Source organism: Bariatricus sp. HCP28S3_A7 (assembly GCF_052066375.1).
GTDB lineage: Bacteria > Bacillota > Clostridia > Lachnospirales > Lachnospiraceae > Allocoprococcus.
In genome coordinates, this window is the sequence record NZ_JBQHSG010000022.1 from 18,556 (window position 1) to 40,017 (window position 21,462).

The following is a 21,462-nucleotide window of genomic DNA, read 5'->3' on the forward strand; positions in this document are numbered from 1 at the left end:
CCATAGCAGACATACTAATTTTTACCAAGACACTCCAGTATCCCACTGCTTATCGCTTCCGCCATCTCCTGTTGATATTCCTCTTTGGACAGCTTCTCGGCCTCTTCCCAGTTGCTCAGAAACCCGCACTCCACGATCACAGTCGGAACCTCCGTCCGCTTCAATAAATAATAGGATTCATTCGCCTTAACCTGACGATGATTTTCCGGATCCACTGTTCTAACAGCCTCTTGAAGAATTTTGGCCATTTCCTCCCCTTTTTGCGAATGGATGTAATAAAAAACCTGGGCTCCTTTTACATCCTCAGTCTGGTAACTGTTCTGATGGATACTAACTACGAGTTCCGGCTTTATTTCATTGATCATCCGAACCCGCGCCTTCATGTCTTCAACCTTTTTGTTTTTTGCTCCTTCTGTCTCCAACCCCTCATCCATTTCCCTCGTAAGTTTTACCGTCACACCTTCCTTCTCCAGACATTCTTTTACCTTCATCGTAATCTGAAGATTCACATCCTTTTCCAATACTTCATTAACCCCGACTTTTCCCGGATCATCCCCTCCGTGCCCGGCATCCAGTATGACCTCTGTTTTCTCTTCTCCTTTTACTTGATTTCCCGAAACATACTGATTTAAGGTATAGCTCCCATAAATAACAGCAGACAGCAGCAAGAGTACAATAATCCATTTTATTTTTATCAGGATCTGATATTTTGTCGGTAATTTTCCGGTTAACTTATTTTGACGCATAAAAAACCCCTCCCGCACATATCTCTACAATATATGCGAAAAGGGGCTTTCGTAACACGCTGATTTAGTTCACATACTTTAAGATCAATTCCCAGATATCAGATGTCTCGAATCCGATCTTCCATGCAGCTGTTCCTGCCAGTTTATTTGCCTTCATCAGCTCCAGCTTTGCTTCCAGAGACTGTGCATCCTCCAGCCAGATCTTATAGGTCGCACCATCCGCTCCTGTCCACTCTGCGTAATTCTGCTTTACAGTATCATCCCATACTGCAGTCACACCTGCTTCGCTGACTTTTGCGGCAGCTGCCTTCATTCCCATCGCCTCACTGGTCACTTTCATGGGGTAATTAGCAGCTTCTGTGCCCTCCTGCTCTGCAAGTTCTTCTTCCGTCTTCGGAACTTCTTTCCAAAGTCTCGTATAGAACGGAACTGCATTGATAAGTTTTTCAGCCGGAATATCTTTAAGTGCTTCTTCGATTCCTTCTTTAACATATTCATAAGAAGCCACCGAACCAGCTTCATAAGAGCCACTGAAGTGCTCATCATATCCCATAATGATCACATAATCTGCAACAATTCCCTGTTCTTTTCTGTGATAATGCTCATTGTATCCTTTCGGGACATAATTGTCCACAGACAGTACCAGATTATTGATTCGGCATTTTACAGATAATTCTCTGATAAACTGAATATAATGTTCGCCCACTTCCTTCGGTATCTTTTCAAAATCCACATTGATTCCGTCAATACCGGTTTTCAGTGCTTCTGATATCAGCTGATTCTCCAGATTTTCTCTGGCTGAAGTATGACTGAGCAGCTCCATCTGATCAATATTATCACCGAAATTATCTACCAACGCCCACACATCAATTCCTGACTGATGTGCATAATTAACATATTCCTGACTTGCAATGGAATTCAGATTTCCATTATTGTCCGCAACCGAAAACCAGGTTGGAGACAATGTAGTAAGTCCTTTCGTATTTGCAATCGTCTCAAGAACTGTACTGTTCGCTGTAGTACTCGCCACCTGATGCCATGCAAGGTTGATCGTCTTATCGGAAGTAATGCTGGTAAACTCTTCCTCCGTAAACTCACGGGATGTAATCTCGGTGGCTTCCTTACGCAACATAGAAGCTCTGAGATAACCAATAATCCCATCTTCTGTCCGCACTTTTTTCCATCCCTCTACCTGATCGATCACGGTCACTTTGTCACCTTTTTTGACCTCTGTCAAAATCGGGCTCTTTGCCCCGCCTTTCAGACGAATACGTGTGTCCCGTTTAAGAACAGCAGTCGTTGTCTCACCAAATTCATTGACAATCATTACTCTGTCCGGATTCTCATAGACCTGATAATCCATATTTGTGTATTGCTGCACAAAATCAGCCGCAATATATGCTGTGCTTCCGTTCGTTTTTAAAATGACATAGTCTTCACTTTTCGTTTCTTTTGAAATTGTATAATCTTTACTTCCTACACTTGCCCGTACCATTTCACGAGGCAGGGTATACAAAAGAATATTTTCGTTTGGATCCCAGTAAAAGCGATCATTCAGATAATCTCTGACCACTTCATAGGACAGATAAAGATGACCGTCTACTCTCATTGCTCCGGCTTCGATTACTTCATTATTAATAGTAATTCCGACTTGTTCTTCGGACTCAATGCCAAAATACTCATTCAGATCATATTTTTCTTTGGTCGGCCCATATTTATTCCAAATCAGGGCACCGCCCACAAGTCCTGCTGCCAAAATACATAAAAGTAAAATGATAAGGATCGGGCTGATTCTCTTCTTTCTTTTTTTTCTCCTTCTTCTGGCATTCTTCCCACTCGAGGTTCTTGCCATCTCCTGACTTCTTCTGCGGCTTTCTGCCTCTGTACGTTCCGCTGTTCTTCTCACCTGTGCTGCACTTTGATTCACTTTTCTCTGTGTTCGTACTGCCTGTTCTGCCGGCCTTCTGTCAGAGTTTGTCCTCCTCTGGTTTCGCGCCGCATTCCCCGAAGCAGAACCTTTCGGTGTAGTTCTTCTGCCTGTCGTACCTGACTTCTTATATCTTATATCCGCATCAGAAGGAATCTCCCGTCCTGACCTTGTGCTTCTTGTCTGTCTTTCGTCCACACTGCACCTCCTGGTAATGGCTTATTGGCATAGCCTGAGAAGGCTATGATATAACTCACATGTATGTGCTAATTATATCATAATTTCTATTCTTTTGTATAAATTTCATTAACTATTTCAAAAACTTAGCCGAGGGGTCTGCTCTGCAGTGTTTTTTTATAATTATTTTATAATTCTTACGGGTTTTTCCGCGTTTTACGCTCTCAAAATCCCCAAAACATCATTTTATTTTTACTTTATAGAAATCAAGCTCCTGTACCATACCATTTTCATCCACGATATAATCACGCATATAGTTGCTGTCTTCCCTGACCATATGAGCAGATACAATCTGCAGCGGGCTCGCCGGAAGTCCGTCAATCTGCATCCGTATCCCGGATCGCTCATATTTTGTCAATTCTGTAAACAGTTCCTGATAATTTGTATCATTGTTTTCCATGAATCCCCCTATCTTCCCGGCATCTTTTTACGGCAAAAAGCGACCATAAGTTTTTTGTGATATACTATTTTTCTGCTTTTTCCGACGACAAGGAAACACTTTCAGCCGGATATTGCTTTCCTCTATATTGTTTTCAGGTCTTGATTGATAAATTGTCTGATACGACTTACATGGTTTTAGACGCTTGTGTGCGAAATGCGCTAAATCACGGATTAAAATGTACCGTCAATTTGAAATAGATTTTTAAGATAATGATTTTTCATTTCCTTGTAGCCCCATTATAAAAAAACATTTATTTTATTTCAAGTATTTTTTTAATTTTGTTTACATCTTTTCGATTTTTGTTTATACTAATAGTGATTTACTATAACTTTTAATTGTGATAGGAAGTGATGACAACATGAAGATAGAGAAAATTAATGATAACCAGATACGCTGCACGTTGACCCATGCCGACCTGGCAGAGCGCGAACTGAAGCTCAGCGAACTGGCATACGGCACCGAGAAAGCAAAATCACTTTTTCATGACATGATGCAGCAAGCCGCACATGAATTTGGTTTTGAAGCTGAGAATATACCTTTGATGATCGAAGCCATCCCTGCTTCTTCTGATTCTATCGTGCTTATTATCACCAAAGTCGAAGATCCTGAAGAACTGGACACCCGTTTTTCCAAATTCTCACCGCTCCCGCTTGGAGAAGCTCCTGACAAGAAGAAGAATTCCATGCTCGACCGTCTGAAGAAACTGGAAGGCGCAGACGAATTTCTCGATCTGCTCCGCCACGTAACAGATGCTATGAGTGATCTTCCCGAAGATGTGCCGGTTGCACCAAAAGATACCACTGAAACTACTGCAGCCAAAGAACCTGAAGAAAAAGTTCCCACAATCCGCTTTTTCTCATTTGCCACACTCGACGGCGTTATTCAGGCATCCAATCTGCTCATCGAGATGTACGAAGGTTCCAGCACTTTATATAAAGATGAGCGAAATGATCTATACATTTTGGCTCTTACACAAGCTGCACATAATACTGTTGACTTTAACCGGATCTGCAATATGCTTTCCGAATATGGTTCATCTGAACCGGGAACCGGAGCTTCCCTCGCATTTCTCGAAGAACACTGCGAGATTATTGCGTCACAGAATGCCGTACAGACACTTGGAAATTTATAAGATACCATATTATAGTAATAAAAGGACACAGCAAATCGCCGTGTCCCTTTTATTATCTCATCTTATGCATTTGCTGCCAGAAAAGCATTGATCTTTTCAACGAGAAGATCTCCGTCTAATCCATGAACCATAGCTGCCTCTTCCAATGTCTCAGCCTGAGCTCCCGGGCATCCAAGACAATGCATTCCAACTTCCATCAGAATCGGGGCTGTCTCCGGTGCAACATTCAACAGCTCACCAATTGTCATATTCTTATTTACTTCTTTCATGAGAAATTCCTCCTTCGATTTGATCTGTCTTTACACTCAGATATTCTTTATTATACTACCGATTATTTCAATTATCAATAATAATGTCCTATTTCTGTTTTGCACATATGAGTACGAAATATATACAATTCAGATAAATTGAGCAGTCAATTTTCACTTCTTTTTGACTACTTAAAAGTCAATCATTTTTTCAATTTCTTTCGACAAAATGTGATTTTTATTAATTATATCCAAAACATCCGTTCTGTTTTTTATTCAAAGTTGTCCACCAAAAACATATGTTTTTGTGTGGATAACGTGGATAACTCTTCTTTCATTACGTTTTTTCCACGTTTTTTGGCCTTTTGAGCGTGGATAACTTGGATAACTCATTTGGGATAACTTTTACATCATTTTCTTTCTTTATACAAATTCCCCATACATTTCGACACAAAATTTGAAACAAAAAAAATCCGAAATTTTTATTCCGGATTTTTCTGTCTGACTTTTCACACTGTTTTAAAACACCTTCGTCTATAATACTCTTCTGACTGCCAGTATGGTCGTATAAGTGGCTGGTGAGATTCCAATTCCCTGCGCCGGATTCATTGCATTTACAATTTGACCATTTCCTATATAGATTCCCACGTGCCCATCATAACAAATCACATCTCCGGGTATTGCCTCCTCATAACTTACACCGACTCCCGCACTTCGCTGTTCGTATGAAGTTCTCGGTAAGGTAATTCCAAAATGTGCAAATACAGATTGAACAAATCCTGAACAATCCGCCCCGTTCATCAGACTTGTGCCTCCCCACACATAGGGATTTCCTATGAACTGACAGGCATATGCGACGACTGCCTGTCCGTCTGATTCTTTCTCTTTAGCCGCTGCTTCCGCCGCAGCACGCTCTCTTGCTTCTTCTTCTGCTTTCGCCTCTTCCTCAGCCTGCAGCCTTGCCTCTTCCTGCTCTCTGGATTCCGCATAAGTAAATGGATCTTTCCTTCCTTCACTTTCTGCTTTTTCCACCAGTTCTTCTGCAAGCTCCTCCGATTCCTGTCCGATCGTAATATACTCGGTCTTTACATACCCGGTCACCTCACCGGATTCTACCGCAGTCCACTCTCCGACCGGCCCTATAATCTTCGCTGCATATCCCGGATAAAGCTTTCCGACATACTCGCTCTCTTTCGTTGGCTGACTCCTTATATATAAGAAGGTAGTGACATCGGCAAACGCCATATCTAAATACTCACCCTTATTTGACGGCACCAGATAATCTTCCACTTTGATTTCTTTATTTTGTGAATAGCAATCATTCAGCACCGCTTCAATTCCAACTCCCGGCATATTTCCGGACGATATTTGCTCCACGTCCTCTGCCATCACCGGCATTACCGGGAATGCTGCTCCCAGCAATGTAACCAGGAACAATCCTCTTCTAAGATTTGAATGCATAAATCTCCCTCCTTTATGTATTCTTATCTTTTGTAAATATTACAGAATTGTTACATATGTTACGCTGATATTATATCAATCACATATGCTTTTGTCAACCAAATAGCCAAATTTCTCTTCGTCAAAGAATTTTCCATTTCTACTTTTTTCGAAAAACAAGCATATAATTATTACAAATTGTTACAATATCTTTTAACAGTATTTACATTCTTCAGAACTTTATTCAATTTTATATATTTTTATTTTGTGTATTTTAATTTTATTGACAATACTTCTTTTTTCGGATATTATAATTTTAATAACTGTTATCATTATCAAAGAAAGGAGAGTTCATGTGGCAAATTTAAAATACAGCAGGCAACGTGAGGCCATCAAAGAATATCTTTGTTCAACTAACTGTCATCCGACTGCCGACTCTGTTTATATGTATGTAAAACAAGAATTTCCAAATATCAGTCTTGGAACTGTATACCGCAATTTGAATCTTCTGGCTGATTTGGGTGAAGTGCTCAAACTCACGACCCCCGATGGGGCCGTCCGTTTTGACGCCCATACCTCACCGCATTACCATTTTTATTGTAAATCATGTGGAAAATTCATCGACATGGGCATTAATATAGAAGATCTGAATGAACTTGCATCCCGCAATTTTGACGGCAGTATAGACTCACACGATATTATTTTTTATGGAATTTGCGGAGATTGCACACACAAGTCATAATAATATTTATGATAAGATGATTAAATTTTCCAATATCTATTGACAATGTTCATAATTTGTGGTAACTTAATATCAGTAACTATTACTGATATTTAAAGTTAAAAATAAATAAGAAAAGGAGATTACAATCATGAAAAAATTTGTTTGTACAGTATGTGGCTACGTTTACGAAGGAGAAGCAGCACCGGAGAAATGTCCAGTTTGTGGTGTTGGCGCTGAGAAGTTCAAAGAGCAGGCCGGCGAAAGAGAATGGGCTGCTGAACACGTTGTAGGTGTTGCTAAGGGCGTTAGCGAAGACATTCTTGCTGATTTAAGAGCAAACTTTGAAGGTGAATGTTCCGAAGTTGGTATGTATCTTGCAATGGCAAGAGTTGCTCACAGAGAAGGATATCCGGAAATCGGATTATACTGGGAGAAAGCTGCTTGGGAAGAAGCTGAACATGCTGCAAAATTCGCTGAATTATTAGGCGAAGTTGTAACAGACAGCACCAAGAAGAACCTTGAGATGAGAGTTGACGCTGAGAACGGCGCTACCGCTGGTAAATTTGATCTTGCAAAACGTGCAAAAGCTGCTAACCTTGACGCAATCCATGATACAGTTCATGAAATGGCAAGAGACGAAGCTCGTCACGGAAAAGCATTCGAAGGTCTGTTAAAGAGATACTTTGGCTAAAATAATTTAGCAACTCTTAAGGACTGTAGATTTCTTTCTACAGTCCTTTTTTTAAGATAAATGGAAGAATAAAAAGGAGAATTTATTATGTCTAAATATGCAGGAACAAAAACAGAACAGAATTTGCTGGCAGCATTTGCCGGAGAATCTGAAGCACGCAACAAATACACCTATTATGCTTCTGCTGCCAAAAAAGCAGGATTCGTACAGATGGCAAATATTTTCGAAGAGACCGCTAACCAGGAAAAAGAACACGCTAAAATGTGGTTCAAAGAATTCCATGGCATCGGAAATGTAGAAGAAAATCTGGCTGACGCTGCTGCAGGCGAGAATTATGAATGGACAGAAATGTACAAACGTATGGCTGAGGAAGCAAGAGAAGAAGGCTTTGAAGAACTGGCCGCCAAATTTGAGCTTGTTGCAGAAGTAGAAGCATCCCATGAAAGACGTTATAACAAATTACTTGAAAGCTACAAAGCTGGAAAAACATTTGAAGGAGAAGCTCCTCTTGGATGGAAATGTAATAACTGCGGATATATTTACATCGGAGAAGAAGCTCCGGAAGTATGCCCGGTATGTGCTCATCCGAAGGCTTACTTTGAAAGAAAAGTTGAAAATTACTAGAAATACTCTTAGGGCTGGCAAATTGCCAGCCCTTTTTTTGTTTTACATTTTCCTCTTGCATTTTCCGAATAAAAGGTGTAATATTCACATATACTTAATGTAGTTTTGAAAACTACATGTAATAATATAACCATTTTAACGTTTATTTATATGTTGTCATATACTAAATAAGGGAGGAATCATTATGACCAGACATATCAAAGACCCCGGAAGTGCAATTACCCATTTTATTGGAATGCTTATGGCAATTTTTGCAGCTGTTCCTCTTCTCATCAAAGCGGCACACGAGCCACAGCGGATCTATCTCATATCACTCACCATATACGCCGTGAGCCTGATCCTTCTGTATGCCGCAAGCACCACCTACCACACATTTATCTGCTCCGAGAAGCTTACAACCGTATTAAAGAAAATAGATCATATGATGATATTTGTCTTGATAGCCGGAAGTTATACCCCGATCTGCCTGCTGGTCCTGGAACGCAGAACCGGCATGATGCTGCTCGCCCTGATCTGGGGAATCGCTGCCATCGGGATTCTGATCAAAGCTTTCTGGGTATACTGTCCGAAATGGGTTTCATCCATTCTTTACATCGGAATGGGGTGGACCTGTGTACTTGCTTTCAGCCAGATTCTGAACAATCTGACCCGAAGCGAATTTGCATGGCTTCTTGCGGGCGGCATTATTTACACGATCGGAGGAATCATCTATGCATTAAAGCTCCCGATCTTTAACAACAAGCACAAGAATTTTGGTAGCCACGAGATTTTCCACCTGTTTGTCATGGGCGGAAGTGCCTGCCATTTCATTGTAATGTATTCATTATTGTAGATATTTACTCCATTGAATCACAATTATTGTCAGAAAGAGACGGTTCATACTCTGCTATGAGCCGTTTCTTTTCTTCCCGGCTCATTCTCTTGATATGATATTCGCGGCTCATAGCCTCTTCTTTCGTCTGAAATTTCTCCATATAAACCAGTTCTACCGGTCGTCTGGACTTCGTGTATTTCGCGCCCCGCCCTTCATTATGTGCCCGGACCCTTTTTTCGATATTATTCGTCCAGCCGGTATAGAGCGTTCCGTCCCTGCATTTTACGATATATGTATAGTTCATTTTACCTGTCTCCAAAAGAGAGACGAAACATTCCGGATTTCTATTTTTCCGGCAATGTTCCGCCCTTCTTCATCCTTTTTGATCTTTAGTCTTCCAGATCCATATAATCCATAGGATCCACCGGTTGACCGTCCTTTCGCATTTCGAAATAAAGGTTACATCCCTCAACACTGTAATATTTGGTCGGCTCACTCAGATATCCGAGTACAGTTCCGGCCTCCACGTAATCACCGACATAGACTGGTACTTCTTTGAGCTGACCATAAATACATTCATATCCGTTACCCATATCCACAGTGATCGTGGTACCTGTCTGAGGAAGTACATCAATCGATTTTACGATTCCGGGAGCTGCTGCAATAACATTATCATTGACTGCACCCGCAATGATGACTGCCGGATTGTATTTATACTGATCCAGCGTCTGAAAATACACGGTTTTATCCATGCTGTAGCTCATCATCACATTCCCGTTAACCGGCCACAGAAGCTGGTCCGACTCTGTAAAATAGACCTGTGCCGTCTCTCCTGCCGTCTCCGTCACCGAATCAGTGTTTTCGGTTTCTTCAGTTCCTTCCGCAGTCTCATTTTCCGGCAAAGCTTCATCCGAAGTATCTTCCTGCTTTGCTTCTACTCCGTCTGTAGAGTTAGCTGCCTCTGCCATCTCCTTCTCTGCCTCTGCCTGTTCTTCCTGCTTTGCGAGCTCCAGTTCTTTGCTTGTTTTCTCCTTGTAGCTGTTCCATGTATAGGCTCCGGTAATCGCAATAACTGCTGAAAAACAGATTGCCAGAGCATAAGCCGCCTGTTTTTTCCCTTTCTGAGAAAGTCGCTGTTTCTTATTCATATTTTATCACCTCTGACAATATTTTTGCCAGAAAAACAGAGCCTTATTCATTTTTTTATGAAATGTCTGTGCTTGTGACAATTTCAACAACTTCCTCCAGAGTCGTTCCTTCAAAAAAATAATTTAAAATATCCTGATAAGAACTGCCGTCTGCTGCCATCTGTTCAGCCGTATACTGGCTCATTCCGAGTCCATGCCCGATTCCTTTCGAAGTGACCCGGATCTGACCGTCAAATTCCTGCAAAGTAAAGCAGGCCGAAGCGAGATGATATGTATCCCGGAATGCCTCCCCTTTTACGGTTTCTTTCCCACAACGCACTTCCGTCACATATCCAGCACTGTCCGTTCCCGTGACCTCCATATCCGTTCCCTGGATCATCTGTGTCGTCATGGCATCCTCAGATTCCACGTCCGCGGGACATTCCTTTACCTGCAGATACGGGTATTCTTCCGTTCCCAGAACTTCTGCCGCAGAACGTGTTTTCCCATTGCTGAGCTTATGATACGGTGTAAGAGCCGGCATTCCATTGTAAATTAAAATCTTCCCTTCCGTGTCATTCCAGGCTTCCTGAATACGGTCATATTTTTCTGCATAGTCACTGGCTCCCCAGTTGCTCTTCATCTGACTTCTTGTCCAGTACCCCTTTTTTAGAACCGTTTCACTTCCTTCTTCCTGTATGCTTTTACAGATACTTGTCCGAATCAGCACTGCCTGTGCCTTCAACGCTTCCATACCGGCATCCGCATCCATTTCTTTTGCCAAAACGCCTATCCCATACTCATCGAGCGTCAGTTTGACTGTCTTCTCATTTCTTTCTACTTTCACATAAATTGAAGCAGTTCCGACTGATGCTGTCATTTGACTTCCATTCAGAAAAACCGTTATAATATACGGCAAAAGTATCATAATAACAAGAAAATACCCTGCCTGTCTGATCCATTTCTTCATATAACAGTAAAACCTCCCATACCACTGTATGAGAGGTTTCCCTGATTTATGAATTCTTATTCTTCAGGTTCAACAGTAACTTTATCAAGTTTCCAGATATCATCCACATATTCCTGAATTGTTCTGTCAGATGTGAATTTACCGCAGCTTGCAGTATTGAGGAGTGCCATTCTTGCCCAGCGGTCCGTATCACGATATGCCTCTTCTACTCTCTTCTGCGCTTCTGCATAAGGACGGAAATCCTTCAAAATGAAATACATATCCGGTCTCGGACTTCCCTGTGTATTAAGCAGAGAGTTGTAAAGGTCACGGAACATTTCATGATCTCCATGAGAATAGGTTCCATCCATAAGCTGATCTACCACACGCTTCAGTTCCCAATCGTTGAAATAAATTTCCTGCGGATTGTATCCACCATGGTTTTCGTAATTAATAACTTCATCAGAGCTGAGGCCGAAGATAAATGCATTTTCGATTCCCACTTCTTCCACGATCTCAACGTTTGCACCATCCATAGTTCCGAGAGTCGGAGCTCCGTTCAGCATAAATTTCATGTTTCCGGTTCCAGATGCCTCTTTTGAAGCGGTAGAAATCTGTTCGCTGACATCTGCAGCTGCAAAGATCCACTCTGCATTAGATACACGGTAATCTTCAATGAAGACAATTTTCAGTTTTCCATTGATAGAACGGTCATTATTTACTACTTCTGCAACAGAGTTGATCAGCTTGATGATCTGTTTTGCACGAATATATCCTGCGGAAGCCTTTGCACCAAAGATAAAGGTTCTCGGATAGAACGGCATTTCCGGATGTTCTTTAATCTGATTATACAGATACATAACATGTAAAATGTTCAGAAGCTGACGTTTGTATTCATGAAGACGTTTCACCTGTACATCAAAAATAGATCTCGGGTCAACTTCCACTCCATTGTGTTCCAGAATATAAGCAGCAAGACGCTCTTTATTCTTATATTTGATGTCCATAAATTCAGCTCTCGCCTTCGGATCATCAGCAAGTGGTTTTAACTTAGCCATTTCAGAAAGATCGGTGATCCATCCGTCTCCGATATGTGCGGTTACCCAGTCAGCAAGGAGCTGATTTCCATGAAGAAGGAATCTTCTCTGAGTAATACCATTTGTCTTGTTATTAAACTTATTCGGCATCATCTCATAGAAATCTCTCAGTTCCTGATGCTTCAGAATCTCTGTATGAAGCTTTGCAACACCATTTACAGAGTAACCTGCAACGATTGCAAGGTGTGCCATCTTCACCTGTCCGTCACGAAGGATTGCCATCTTTGCAACTTTATTCTCGTTACCCGGATACATCTGACGAATCTGCTCTACAAAACGGCGGTCGATTTCCTGCACGATCTGGTAAACACGCGGAAGCAGTCTTGAGAACAGGTCGATCGGCCATTTTTCAAGCGCTTCTGACATGATTGTATGGTTTGTATAAGCAACCGTTTTCGTGGTGACATCCCATGCTTCGTCCCATTCCAGACCTTCCTGGTCAATAAGAAGACGCATTAATTCGGCAACTGCCACGGTCGGATGCGTATCATTCATCTGAATCGTAACTTTCTCGTACAGTTTGCGGATATCGCTGTGTTTCTTTTTATATTTTGCAATCAATGCCTGCAAACTTGCTGACACGAAGAAATACTGCTGTTTCAGACGAAGCTCTTTTCCTGCATAGTGATTATCGTTCGGATACAGAACCTCTACGATATTCTTAGCCAGGTTTTCCTGTTCGATCGCTTTATGGTATTCACCACGGTCGAAGGAATCAAGTTTAAATTCTGTAATCGCTTTTGCATCCCAGATACGGAGCGTATTGACTACATGGTTTCCGTATCCAACGATCGGCATATCGTACGGAATTGCAAGTACGGATTCATAGTTTTCCTGAATATAGTAATTTCTCTTTGTCTTCTCGTCGTATTCAACGCGGATCGTTCCGCCGAAACGAACTTCTTTTGCATACTCATCACGGCGAAGCTCAAACGGATTACCGTCTTTCAGCCAGTTATCCGGTGTCTCTACCTGATAACCATTCTCAATTTTCTGCTTAAACATACCATAGCGATAACGAATTCCGCATCCATATGCTGCATATCCCAAAGTTGCAAGAGAGTCCAGGAAACAAGCTGCCAGACGTCCCAGACCACCATTTCCAAGTGCTGCGTCCGGTTCCTGATCTTCGATTGCATTTAGATCGATTCCCATCTCATCGAGCGCTTCTTTTACTTCCTTGTAAGCGGTCATATTGATCAGGTTATTACCAAGTGCGCGTCCCATCAGAAACTCCATTGACATATAATAAACAGTCTTTGGATCTTCTTTCTCGTATGTCTTCTGTGTTGCAAGCCAGTCATCCACAATTGCTTCTTTCACTGCATAAGATACAGCCTGAAAAATCTGCTGTGGTGTTGCCTCATCGATTTCACGACGATACAGTGTACGCACATTATGCTTTACTTCTTTCTTAAATGCTTCTTTCTCAAATCTTTTACTATACATTATGTTCTCCCTTCGTAAGCTTTAGTTCTTTTCTACTCCCAGATTAACTGTTTCACCGTTGATCTTCCATTCCTTTACATGACCTGCCGGAACAGCTTTTTCAACGCTGACCGCCAGAGTCTCCTGTCCGATTTCATCGGCAAATTTTTCAAATACAGACTCTGCTTTTTCGCTTCCGTCATATGTTACTTTGATCTTATCTGTTACTTCGAAGTCTGCTTCCTTGCGCATTGTCTGGATCTTACTGATGATTTCTCTTACAAAACCTTCTTCCAGAAGTTCTTCTGTCAAATTCGTATCGAGAACAACCGTAATTCCATAATCACTCTCAGATACATATCCTTCTGCCTGACTCATATCAATCAGAAGGTCTTCCGTAGCCAATACAACCTCCTGCCCATTCACATCAAGCTTCAAAACACCATTTGCGTTCAGTTCATCCATTGCTGCATTTCCGTCAAGATTATTCAGTGCGTTCTTGATTCCCCCCAGCAGCTTGCCATATTTCGGTCCTACCGTCTTAAGCTGCGGCTTGAATGTATAAGAAGTAAATGCACGAACATCTTCCGTAATTTCCATTTTTTTCACATTCAGCTCGTCTGTAATGATATCCTGATAAAATTCCGGAAGTTCTCCAATTCCTTTTACAAACATCTTGCCGATCGGCTGACGGTTTTTGATGTTTGCAGTATTACGGCATGCACGTCCCATAACAACAATTTTGAGGACCTCATCCATATTTTCTTCCAGATTTTTATCGATATATGCATCATTGGCAACCGGGAAATCACAAAGATGGATACTTTCCGGTGCGGTTTCATCAAGACTTCTCACCAGATTCTGATATATCTCTTCTGTCATAAACGGAATCATCGGCGCTGCTACCTTGGAAACAGTAACCAGTGCAGTATACAGGGTCATATACGCATTGATCTTATCCTGTTCCATTCCTTTTGCCCAGAAACGTTCACGGCTTCTTCTTACATACCAGTTACTCATATCATCTACAAAATCCTGAAGTGCTCTTGCAGCTTCCGGAATTCTGTAATTTTCAAGATTGTCATCCACTACTTTGATTAAAGTATTCAGCTTAGACAGCAGCCATTTATCCATTACGGACAATTTATCATAATCCAATGTATATTCTGCTGCATCAAAATCATCAATATTTGCATACAGTACAAAGAATGCATAGGTATTCCACAAAGTTCCCATAAATTTGCGCTGGCCTTCCATAACCGCTTTTCCATGGAAACGGTTCGGAAGCCAAGGAGCACTGTTCACATAGAAATACCAGCGGATCGCATCTGCTCCGTATGTCTCCAGAGCTTCAAACGGATCGACCGCATTACCCTTTGACTTACTCATCTTCTGTCCGTTTTCATCCTGAACATGTCCCAGAACGATAACATTCTTGTACGGTGCCTTATTGAAGATCAGTGTTGATATCGCAAGCAGAGAATAGAACCATCCTCTTGTCTGATCCACCGCCTCTGAAATAAAATCTGCCGGGAACTGCTGTTCAAACAATTCTTTATTTTCAAATGGATAGTGATGCTGCGCAAACGGCATAGAACCACTGTCGAACCAGCAGTCAATAACCTCCGGTACACGGTGCATCGGCTTTCCGCACTTCGGGCAACGGATCGTTACTTCATCGATATATGGACGATGCAGTTCAATATCATCCGGACAATTATCTGACATTTCTTTTAATTCAGCAATACTTCCGATGGAATGCTGATGTCCGCATTCACATTCCCAAATATTCAGTGGAGTACCCCAGTAACGGTTACGGCTGATTCCCCAGTCCTGAACATTTTCCAGCCAGTCTCCAAAACGCCCTTTACCGATACTTTCCGGAATCCAGTTGATCGTATTGTTATTTGCAATCAGATCGTCTTTGACATCCGTCATCTTGATGAACCAGGATTCTCTCGCATAGTAGATCAGCGGTGTATCACATCTCCAGCAATGTGGATAACTGTGTTCAAACTTCGGAGCATCGAAGAGAAGTCCGCGGCTTTCCAGATCCTTCAGCACTTCCGGATCGGCCTTCTTTACAAACAATCCGGCAAACGGAGTCGTCTCTCCCATATTTCCTTTTTCATCAACAAGCTGTACAAAAGGAAGATCATATTTCCGGCCTACCTTTGCATCGTCCTCACCAAATGCAGGAGCAATATGAACCACTCCGGTACCGTCTGTCAGAGTAACATAGGTATCGCATGTCACAAAGAAAGCTTTCTTGTTCTGCTTTGAAGCACAATCATATGCGCACTGATAAAGCGGCTCGTATTCTTTGTATTCCAGATCCTGTCCTTTGTATGTCTCCAGAATCTCATATGCCGGCTTTCCTTCTTCTGCAAATTTTCCAAGAATCGTGTCCAGAAGTGCACATGCCATATAATAAACATTACCGTCCGCACATTTTACTTTTGCATAATCTTCATACGGATTTACACAAAGTGCGATATTGGAAGGAAGTGTCCATGGTGTTGTCGTCCATGCCAGAATATAAGCATCCTCGTCCTTCACTTTGAATCGAACAATCGCAGAACGTTCTTTGACATCCTTGTACCCCTGCGCTACTTCCTGTGCAGACAGAGGCGTTCCGCAGCGTGGACAGTAAGGAACGATCTTAAATCCTTTATAAAGAAGTCCCTTATCCCAGATCTGCTTTAAAGCCCACCACTCGGATTCAATGAAATCATTATCGTAAGTTACATAAGGATGTTCCATATCCGCCCAGAACCCTACCGTACCTGAGAAATCTTCCCACATACCTTTGTATTTCCAGACACTTTCTTTACATTTGTTGATAAACGGTTCCAGACCATATTCTTCAATCTGATCCTTTCCGTCCAGTCCCAGAAGCTTTTCCACTTCAAGCTCTACCGGAAGACCATGAGTATCCCAACCAGCTTTACGAGGAACCATATATCCCTTCATAGTGCGGTATCTCGGAATCATATCCTTGATAACACGTGTCAGCACGTGTCCGATATGCGGTTTTCCATTCGCGGTCGGAGGACCATCATAGAAGGTATAGGTCTCTCCTTCTTTCCGGTTTTCCATACTTTTTTCAAAAATATGATTATCTTCCCAGAATTTTTCAATTGCCTTTTCTCTGTCAACAAACTTCAAATCTGTTGACACTTTCTTGTACTTGGCCATGTCAGTACTCCTTTCATAATCTTCAGCCTTTTCTGTTTCTTCACCATAAGATACGCAGTGAAATAAATATAGGTTAGCTGACATCCTATAATAAAAAAAGCTCTCCTCCTGTAATAGGACGAAAGCTTATGCATCGTTAACCACCTGTTACTGCATACCAACATATGAGTTTCCTATAACGGAGGAAATACCGGCATCCCTTACTCATATACCACTTTCGGGGACTGCAACTCAGAAGTGATATTCGAATATATCCTACTCGCACCGGTCTCTCACCATCACCGATTCGCTTTGTCTTTGAAATATATTCTACTGTCTTCGTCATAGTTTTTCTCTTTTACGTAGCTATTATAATAAAGAAACCCTTGACGAGTCAAGGGTTTCTTGGATTTTCAGCTTTTTGACGGATTTTTCCTGTAAAATTCCGCAGTTTGTATAGTTATCGTTCATATCTGTCTCTGGTATCTCTCCGGCTTCTTTCTCGCCTTCTTTCACCCGACATCTGCCTATATCTTTCTTCCTGCTGTCTTTTGCGCTTTCTGGCAATTCTGCGACGCCTCTGTACCTCTCTTTTCTTCTTCCTTTTAACAGCAACAGCCAGTAAAAACAGAAAAAAGATGATTCCCAATATGACAATCCCCGCAACGATCCATATAATCCATTTCCAGACACTGTTTTCTTTTTGTTCTTCCTTCTTTTCTTCTGGCTTCATCTCCGGTTCATTCTTTTCAAGATACACATCACTGAATTGGACAGATGCCGTCCCAACCAGATGGCCGTCATAAGTATACTCAACGATTCCCGCCGTTTTATCATTAGAATCAGGGATCAGTTTCATCTCAAGACTTTCAAATTCCACACCGGAAGGAAGTAACACATATGCATTTTCATCGATACTCTTAATATCTTCCGATTTCTCTCTTTCTTTAATACTAACCTTCTGGAAATTGTCAAATCCATAATTCAAAAGTGCCTCTGTATCTGAATAAACATTTCTTCCATGTGTACGTAGAACAACACAAATCAGTCTTCGATTTCCATCGTCTGCACAAGTAACCAGAGTGTTCAATGCCAGATCTGTATAGCCTGTCTTTCCCGCAATGACCCTCGCATCATAATACTCATTTCCCTCATAAAACATCTGATGCTTTTGTTGAAACGTTCTTGTTTCTGATGTCAAATTCGTTGCGGGAATCGTATACTGCATTGTCTGACAGATCTCCTCAAATTCCGGATGATTATTCAAAAGCTCCCTTGTGATCAACGTCATATCCCTTGCTGTCGTATAGTGATTCGGATCCTCCAGTCCGTTGGTATTGACAAAATTGGAATTCAGACCTCCCAACTCTTTACATCGGGAATTCATCTCCTGTATGAACCAGTCATATCCCTCCCCTATACTCTCACCAATTGCATATGCGGCTTCGTTTGCTGATGCGAGCAAAACCGCATACAGCGCGTCTTTTAAAGAAATCTCTTCCCCCGGATTTAATCCAATGTGAGCATATCCATATCCAAGACAATTGATACAATCGTCTGTCACCGTGACCTTATCATCTAATTGTCCATTTTCCAATGCAATCAATACTGTCAAAATTTTTGTAATACTCGCAGGATAGCCCTTTCCATCAATATTTTTCGCATACAGGATAGCTCCACTCTCTGCATCCATCACAATCCCGGCCTCACCATATGTCTTAGGTCCTTCCGGCCAATCCTTCCATGCATTGGAATCTACTGTCATCTCGTACGCCTTCTGAGTGGCTGCCTCTTCGGCTTCCGAAGTCTGAGAAGGCTCACTTTGCGTCATATCAACCGGCTTTGTATCTTCCGCATTTCCATATAAAGGAATTGCACTGCTAAGAAGAAGCACTGTAACCAAAAATGCGGCAATGCGTCTCCTGTGTTTTTTTTCTTTCGCCTGATTTTTCAGAAAAAAATCTGCATAATTCATAATAACTCCTTATAACTCTTACAACAATCCCCTATAACGATTCACACATGCGTAAATATCCTGTTTTCGAATCTGAGCCATCCCGGACGGGATATACGTTCCCTGGCACAAAAACTCTAATCCACATATCCGAAGCTGATTCCATAATTTTTCCACAAGCACATCCACATTCTGTTCTTGTCTCTCCATCTGTTCCAGTAAATATTTCAAACAATGAGAAAGCGTCGTCGTTTGTTCCGAATCCAGTATCTGCTCCACATATTTCAAATCCACAGTATCTTTACCAATTGAAAAACTGTCTTTTCCAAACTGCTTGATTTTCACCTGGTCTCTTTTTTTATCAAGGCGTTTCGATCTGGCAATCCTGCGAAATTTATCTTTATCAAAAATAACACTGATCGGAATTTTTGTTTCTGCCTCCATATTATCTTCCGGAACCTTTGCAATCACTTTCTTGACTTTTTCCGTAATATCAAATGTCTGATAATTATCCATCTGCAAAATCTTATCCGCAATATAAAAATAGGATCCCGAACTTCCTGCAACAAGAACAATCGATATACCGTGCTTTTCATTTAACTCCCTCGCCTGAAGGGTAAATGGTGTAATCGGCTCTTTATCTCCCGAAACAACAGTCTGCATAAGGCAATCACGGACCATGAAATTCGTAGCACAGGTATCTTCATCAATTAATAATGTTTTTGCTCCTGATTGAACCGCTTCTACAACATTCGCCGCCTGTGAAGTTGAACCACTTGCATCTTCTGTTGAAAAATCAACGGTATTTTTCTTATTTGGCAAATCATTAATAAATGGAGAAATATTAACATGAGATACTGCACGACCATCTTCTGCTCTGATTTTAACAGCTGTATCATCTGTAATCACATATTCCCTCCCATCGCCTGCTATATGATTATAAATTCCATGTTCCAGAGCTTTTAACAAAGTAGATTTTCCATGATATCCCCCTCCGACAATCAATGTAATTCCTTTCGGGATTCCCATTCCCTTAACAAGTCCCGCATACGGAAGCTTCATTTCAACTTCCATACTCGCAGGTGATTGAAATTTCACTGCATTTTTCATCGGTCTTTGAGAAATACCACTTTCTCTTGGAAGAACAGACCCGTTTGCCACAAATGCTACCAGATGTCTCCTAATCAGTTCTTCTCGTATTGTATGTTGATCTTCTGCCAGTTCAACTACCCGACGAACTTCATTCTTATTAATATTCTCATAGAATAATGACTTCTTAACAGCATCAGGAAGATACTCAAATAAAATCTTTTTTAGCTCATAAGCATTAATCGTCCGTCCGTTTGCCGGAAAGCCAACTTCAAACCTTACCAATAGATCTCCATTCTCAATTTTAAATGCTGTTCTCTCCAGTATCTCCTGACCACATCTGCTGATACCAATCAATCCACTCTTTCCTGATCCCTTTGCCTGAAACGTATACGAAGAAACAGACTTAGTAAATAATCTGGTCAAATGATCCTGAAGAGCAATCCTTTTATAATCTGTATCATACATAGTAACAGGAAAACCAGCCTGATCCTTTTTCACCTGAATGCTTAACTTAGAAGGTGCAGCAAACGGGTCTCCCTGTACATGATCAATATGAAGTACAAATCCCGCAAATTGATAACTTCCTTTTAATTCTTTATAAGCAGGATACCCTTTACGGTTAATACTCATTAACATCTTATCTAATTCTACAGATGATTTCATTGTCTTCACTACCTACCTTCCTGCAAATTACTATCACTATCATTGTATAAAGAAAAAACCGCATTACTGTTAGAAACAATAATACGGTCTAAAAAATGAAGCATCGGGGATTCGAACCCCGGACAACTTGATTAAAAGTCAAGTGCTCTACCGACTGAGCTAATGCTCCATCCAGTTTAAATTGTCTTGGTAGACAAGTGCCCAGAGCCGGAATCGAACCAGCGACACGAGGATTTTCAGTCCTCTGCTCTACCGACTGAGCTATCTGGGCGAAATTGCGGGGGCAGGATTTGAACCTACGACCTTCGGGTTATGAGCCCGACGAGCTACCAGACTGCTCCACCCCGCGATAATTTATTTAATTCAATGTACATATAAAATGTACAATGGATGGAGGAGGATTCGAACCTCCGAAGGCGGTGCCAACAGATTTACAGTCTGCCCCCTTTGGCCACTCGGGAATCCATCCAAAAAGCCGATGATCGGACTCGAACCGATAACCTGCTGATTACAAATCAGCTGCTCTGCCAATTGAGCCACATCGGCATATCTATGGGACCAATAGGGCTCGAACCTATGACCCTCTGCTTGTAAGGCAGATGCTCTCCCAGCTGAGCTATGATCCCATAACATTAACACCTCATCAATAATCTGAGGCAGCTCTCACATTTTGAGTAAGAACTAGCGACCCGAATGGGACTCGAACCCACGACCTCCGCCGTGACAGGGCGGCGCTCTAACCAACTGAGCCATCGGGCCTTACTTAAAAGGTATATATACCTTCAAAACCACATACAAAGTTTTATCTCTCCATCCATTCTTCCTATCCTACCTATCTTGGTTATGCCCTCGACCGATTAGTAACAGTCAGCTCCATGCATTACTGCACTTCCACCTCTGCCCTATCTACCTCGTCGTCTTCAAGGGGTCTTACTACTTTCGTAGGGATA

General features: G+C 41.6%; 17 protein-coding genes, 7 tRNA genes and 1 rRNA gene. 5 read left to right on the top strand and 20 right to left on the bottom strand.

All coding sequences use genetic code 11. The features are described from left to right. Nucleotides 1-14: 14 nt before the first annotated feature. From ACTNA4_RS12575 to ACTNA4_RS12585, 3 genes are all read right to left on the bottom strand, one after another. Nucleotides 15-746, bottom strand: coding sequence for an N-acetylmuramoyl-L-alanine amidase (locus ACTNA4_RS12575; RefSeq protein WP_427808392.1), 732 nt, complete (start codon nt 744-746; stop codon nt 15-17). Nucleotides 747-810: 64 nt separating this feature from the next. Continuing rightward, nucleotides 811-2,598, bottom strand: coding sequence for a glycosyl hydrolase family 18 protein (locus ACTNA4_RS12580; RefSeq protein ID WP_427808432.1), 1,788 nt, complete (start codon nt 2,596-2,598; stop codon nt 811-813). Between the two features lie 493 nt (nt 2,599-3,091). After that, nucleotides 3,092-3,310 carry a hypothetical protein gene (locus ACTNA4_RS12585; protein ID WP_427808391.1) on the bottom strand — a complete coding sequence of 73 codons (219 nt, stop codon included), beginning with the start codon at nt 3,308-3,310 and terminating at the stop codon, nt 3,092-3,094. 400 nt (nt 3,311-3,710) lie between these two features. On the opposite strand from ACTNA4_RS12585, the gene ACTNA4_RS12590 reads away from it, so the two are divergent. Next, entirely contained in the window at nt 3,711-4,484 is a 774-nt protein-coding gene (locus ACTNA4_RS12590; protein ID WP_427808389.1) for an adaptor protein MecA, read from the top strand. 62 nt (nt 4,485-4,546) lie between these two features. Here ACTNA4_RS12590 and ACTNA4_RS12595 read toward each other — a convergent pair whose 3' ends face one another. Beyond that, nucleotides 4,547-4,753, bottom strand: coding sequence for a DUF1858 domain-containing protein (locus ACTNA4_RS12595; RefSeq protein WP_427808387.1), 207 nt, complete (start codon nt 4,751-4,753; stop codon nt 4,547-4,549). 513 nt (nt 4,754-5,266) lie between these two features. Continuing rightward, entirely contained in the window at nt 5,267-6,193 is a 927-nt protein-coding gene (locus ACTNA4_RS12600; protein WP_441030402.1) for a C40 family peptidase, read from the bottom strand. A 334-nt stretch (nt 6,194-6,527) separates the two neighbouring features. Between ACTNA4_RS12600 and ACTNA4_RS12605 the strand changes: the two genes are divergently transcribed. The 4 genes from ACTNA4_RS12605 (at nt 6,528) to trhA (ending at nt 9,043) form a co-directional block, all read left to right on the top strand. Beyond that, nucleotides 6,528-6,914: a Fur family transcriptional regulator gene (locus ACTNA4_RS12605; protein ID WP_427808383.1), complete on the top strand. Its 387-nt coding sequence runs from the start codon at nt 6,528-6,530 to the stop codon at nt 6,912-6,914. Nucleotides 6,915-7,044: 130 nt separating this feature from the next. Further along, nucleotides 7,045-7,587, top strand: a complete 543-nt coding sequence (locus ACTNA4_RS12610; protein ID WP_427808381.1) for an NADH peroxidase — start codon at nt 7,045-7,047, stop codon at nt 7,585-7,587. An 87-nt stretch (nt 7,588-7,674) separates the two neighbouring features. Beyond that, a complete protein-coding gene (gene rbr / locus ACTNA4_RS12615; RefSeq protein ID WP_427808379.1) occupies nt 7,675-8,211 on the top strand; it encodes a rubrerythrin in 537 nt (178 codons plus the stop codon). 184 nt (nt 8,212-8,395) lie between these two features. After that, on the top strand, nt 8,396-9,043 hold the full coding sequence (trhA, locus tag ACTNA4_RS12620) for a PAQR family membrane homeostasis protein TrhA (protein ID WP_427808377.1): 648 nt from the start codon (nt 8,396-8,398) through the stop codon (nt 9,041-9,043). Between the two features lie 4 nt (nt 9,044-9,047). Here the strand turns inward: trhA and ACTNA4_RS12625 are convergent, their stop codons facing one another. From ACTNA4_RS12625 to ACTNA4_RS12695, 15 genes are all read right to left on the bottom strand, one after another. Continuing rightward, nucleotides 9,048-9,329 (bottom strand): GIY-YIG nuclease family protein, encoded by a 282-nt coding sequence (locus ACTNA4_RS12625; RefSeq protein WP_441030404.1) that lies wholly within the window; start codon nt 9,327-9,329, stop codon nt 9,048-9,050. A gap of 85 nt (nt 9,330-9,414) precedes the next feature. Continuing rightward, on the bottom strand, nt 9,415-10,173 hold the full coding sequence (locus tag ACTNA4_RS12630; protein WP_427808373.1) for a peptidoglycan DD-metalloendopeptidase family protein: 759 nt from the start codon (nt 10,171-10,173) through the stop codon (nt 9,415-9,417). 55 nt (nt 10,174-10,228) lie between these two features. Then, nucleotides 10,229-11,122 (bottom strand): SpoIID/LytB domain-containing protein, encoded by an 894-nt coding sequence (locus ACTNA4_RS12635; RefSeq protein WP_427808371.1) that lies wholly within the window; start codon nt 11,120-11,122, stop codon nt 10,229-10,231. 56 nt (nt 11,123-11,178) lie between these two features. Further along, nucleotides 11,179-13,647 carry a glycogen/starch/alpha-glucan phosphorylase gene (locus ACTNA4_RS12640; protein WP_427819431.1) on the bottom strand — a complete coding sequence of 823 codons (2,469 nt, stop codon included), beginning with the start codon at nt 13,645-13,647 and terminating at the stop codon, nt 11,179-11,181. 21 nt (nt 13,648-13,668) lie between these two features. After that, entirely contained in the window at nt 13,669-16,824 is a 3,156-nt protein-coding gene (gene ileS, locus ACTNA4_RS12645) for an isoleucine--tRNA ligase (protein WP_441026348.1), read from the bottom strand. A gap of 439 nt (nt 16,825-17,263) precedes the next feature. Then, entirely contained in the window at nt 17,264-18,778 is a 1,515-nt protein-coding gene (locus ACTNA4_RS12650; RefSeq protein WP_441030406.1) for a D-alanyl-D-alanine carboxypeptidase family protein, read from the bottom strand. Nucleotides 18,779-18,796: 18 nt separating this feature from the next. After that, on the bottom strand, nt 18,797-20,512 hold the full coding sequence (locus tag ACTNA4_RS12655; RefSeq protein ID WP_441030410.1) for an ABC-ATPase domain-containing protein: 1,716 nt from the start codon (nt 20,510-20,512) through the stop codon (nt 18,797-18,799). 96 nt (nt 20,513-20,608) lie between these two features. Next, nucleotides 20,609-20,681: transfer RNA gene (locus ACTNA4_RS12660), tRNA-Lys, on the bottom strand. Between the two features lie 29 nt (nt 20,682-20,710). Further along, a tRNA-Phe gene (locus ACTNA4_RS12665) sits at nt 20,711-20,783 on the bottom strand. A 4-nt stretch (nt 20,784-20,787) separates the two neighbouring features. After that, nucleotides 20,788-20,861: transfer RNA gene (locus ACTNA4_RS12670), tRNA-Met, on the bottom strand. 38 nt (nt 20,862-20,899) lie between these two features. After that, nucleotides 20,900-20,981, bottom strand: a tRNA-Tyr gene (locus ACTNA4_RS12675). Between the two features lie 4 nt (nt 20,982-20,985). Then, nucleotides 20,986-21,058, bottom strand: a tRNA-Thr gene (locus tag ACTNA4_RS12680). Nucleotides 21,059-21,065: 7 nt separating this feature from the next. Next, nucleotides 21,066-21,138, bottom strand: a tRNA-Val gene (locus tag ACTNA4_RS12685). Between the two features lie 59 nt (nt 21,139-21,197). Further along, nucleotides 21,198-21,271, bottom strand: a tRNA-Asp gene (locus tag ACTNA4_RS12690). Nucleotides 21,272-21,349: 78 nt separating this feature from the next. Then, a 23S ribosomal RNA gene (locus ACTNA4_RS12695) occupies nt 21,350-21,462 on the bottom strand; the annotation flags it as partial.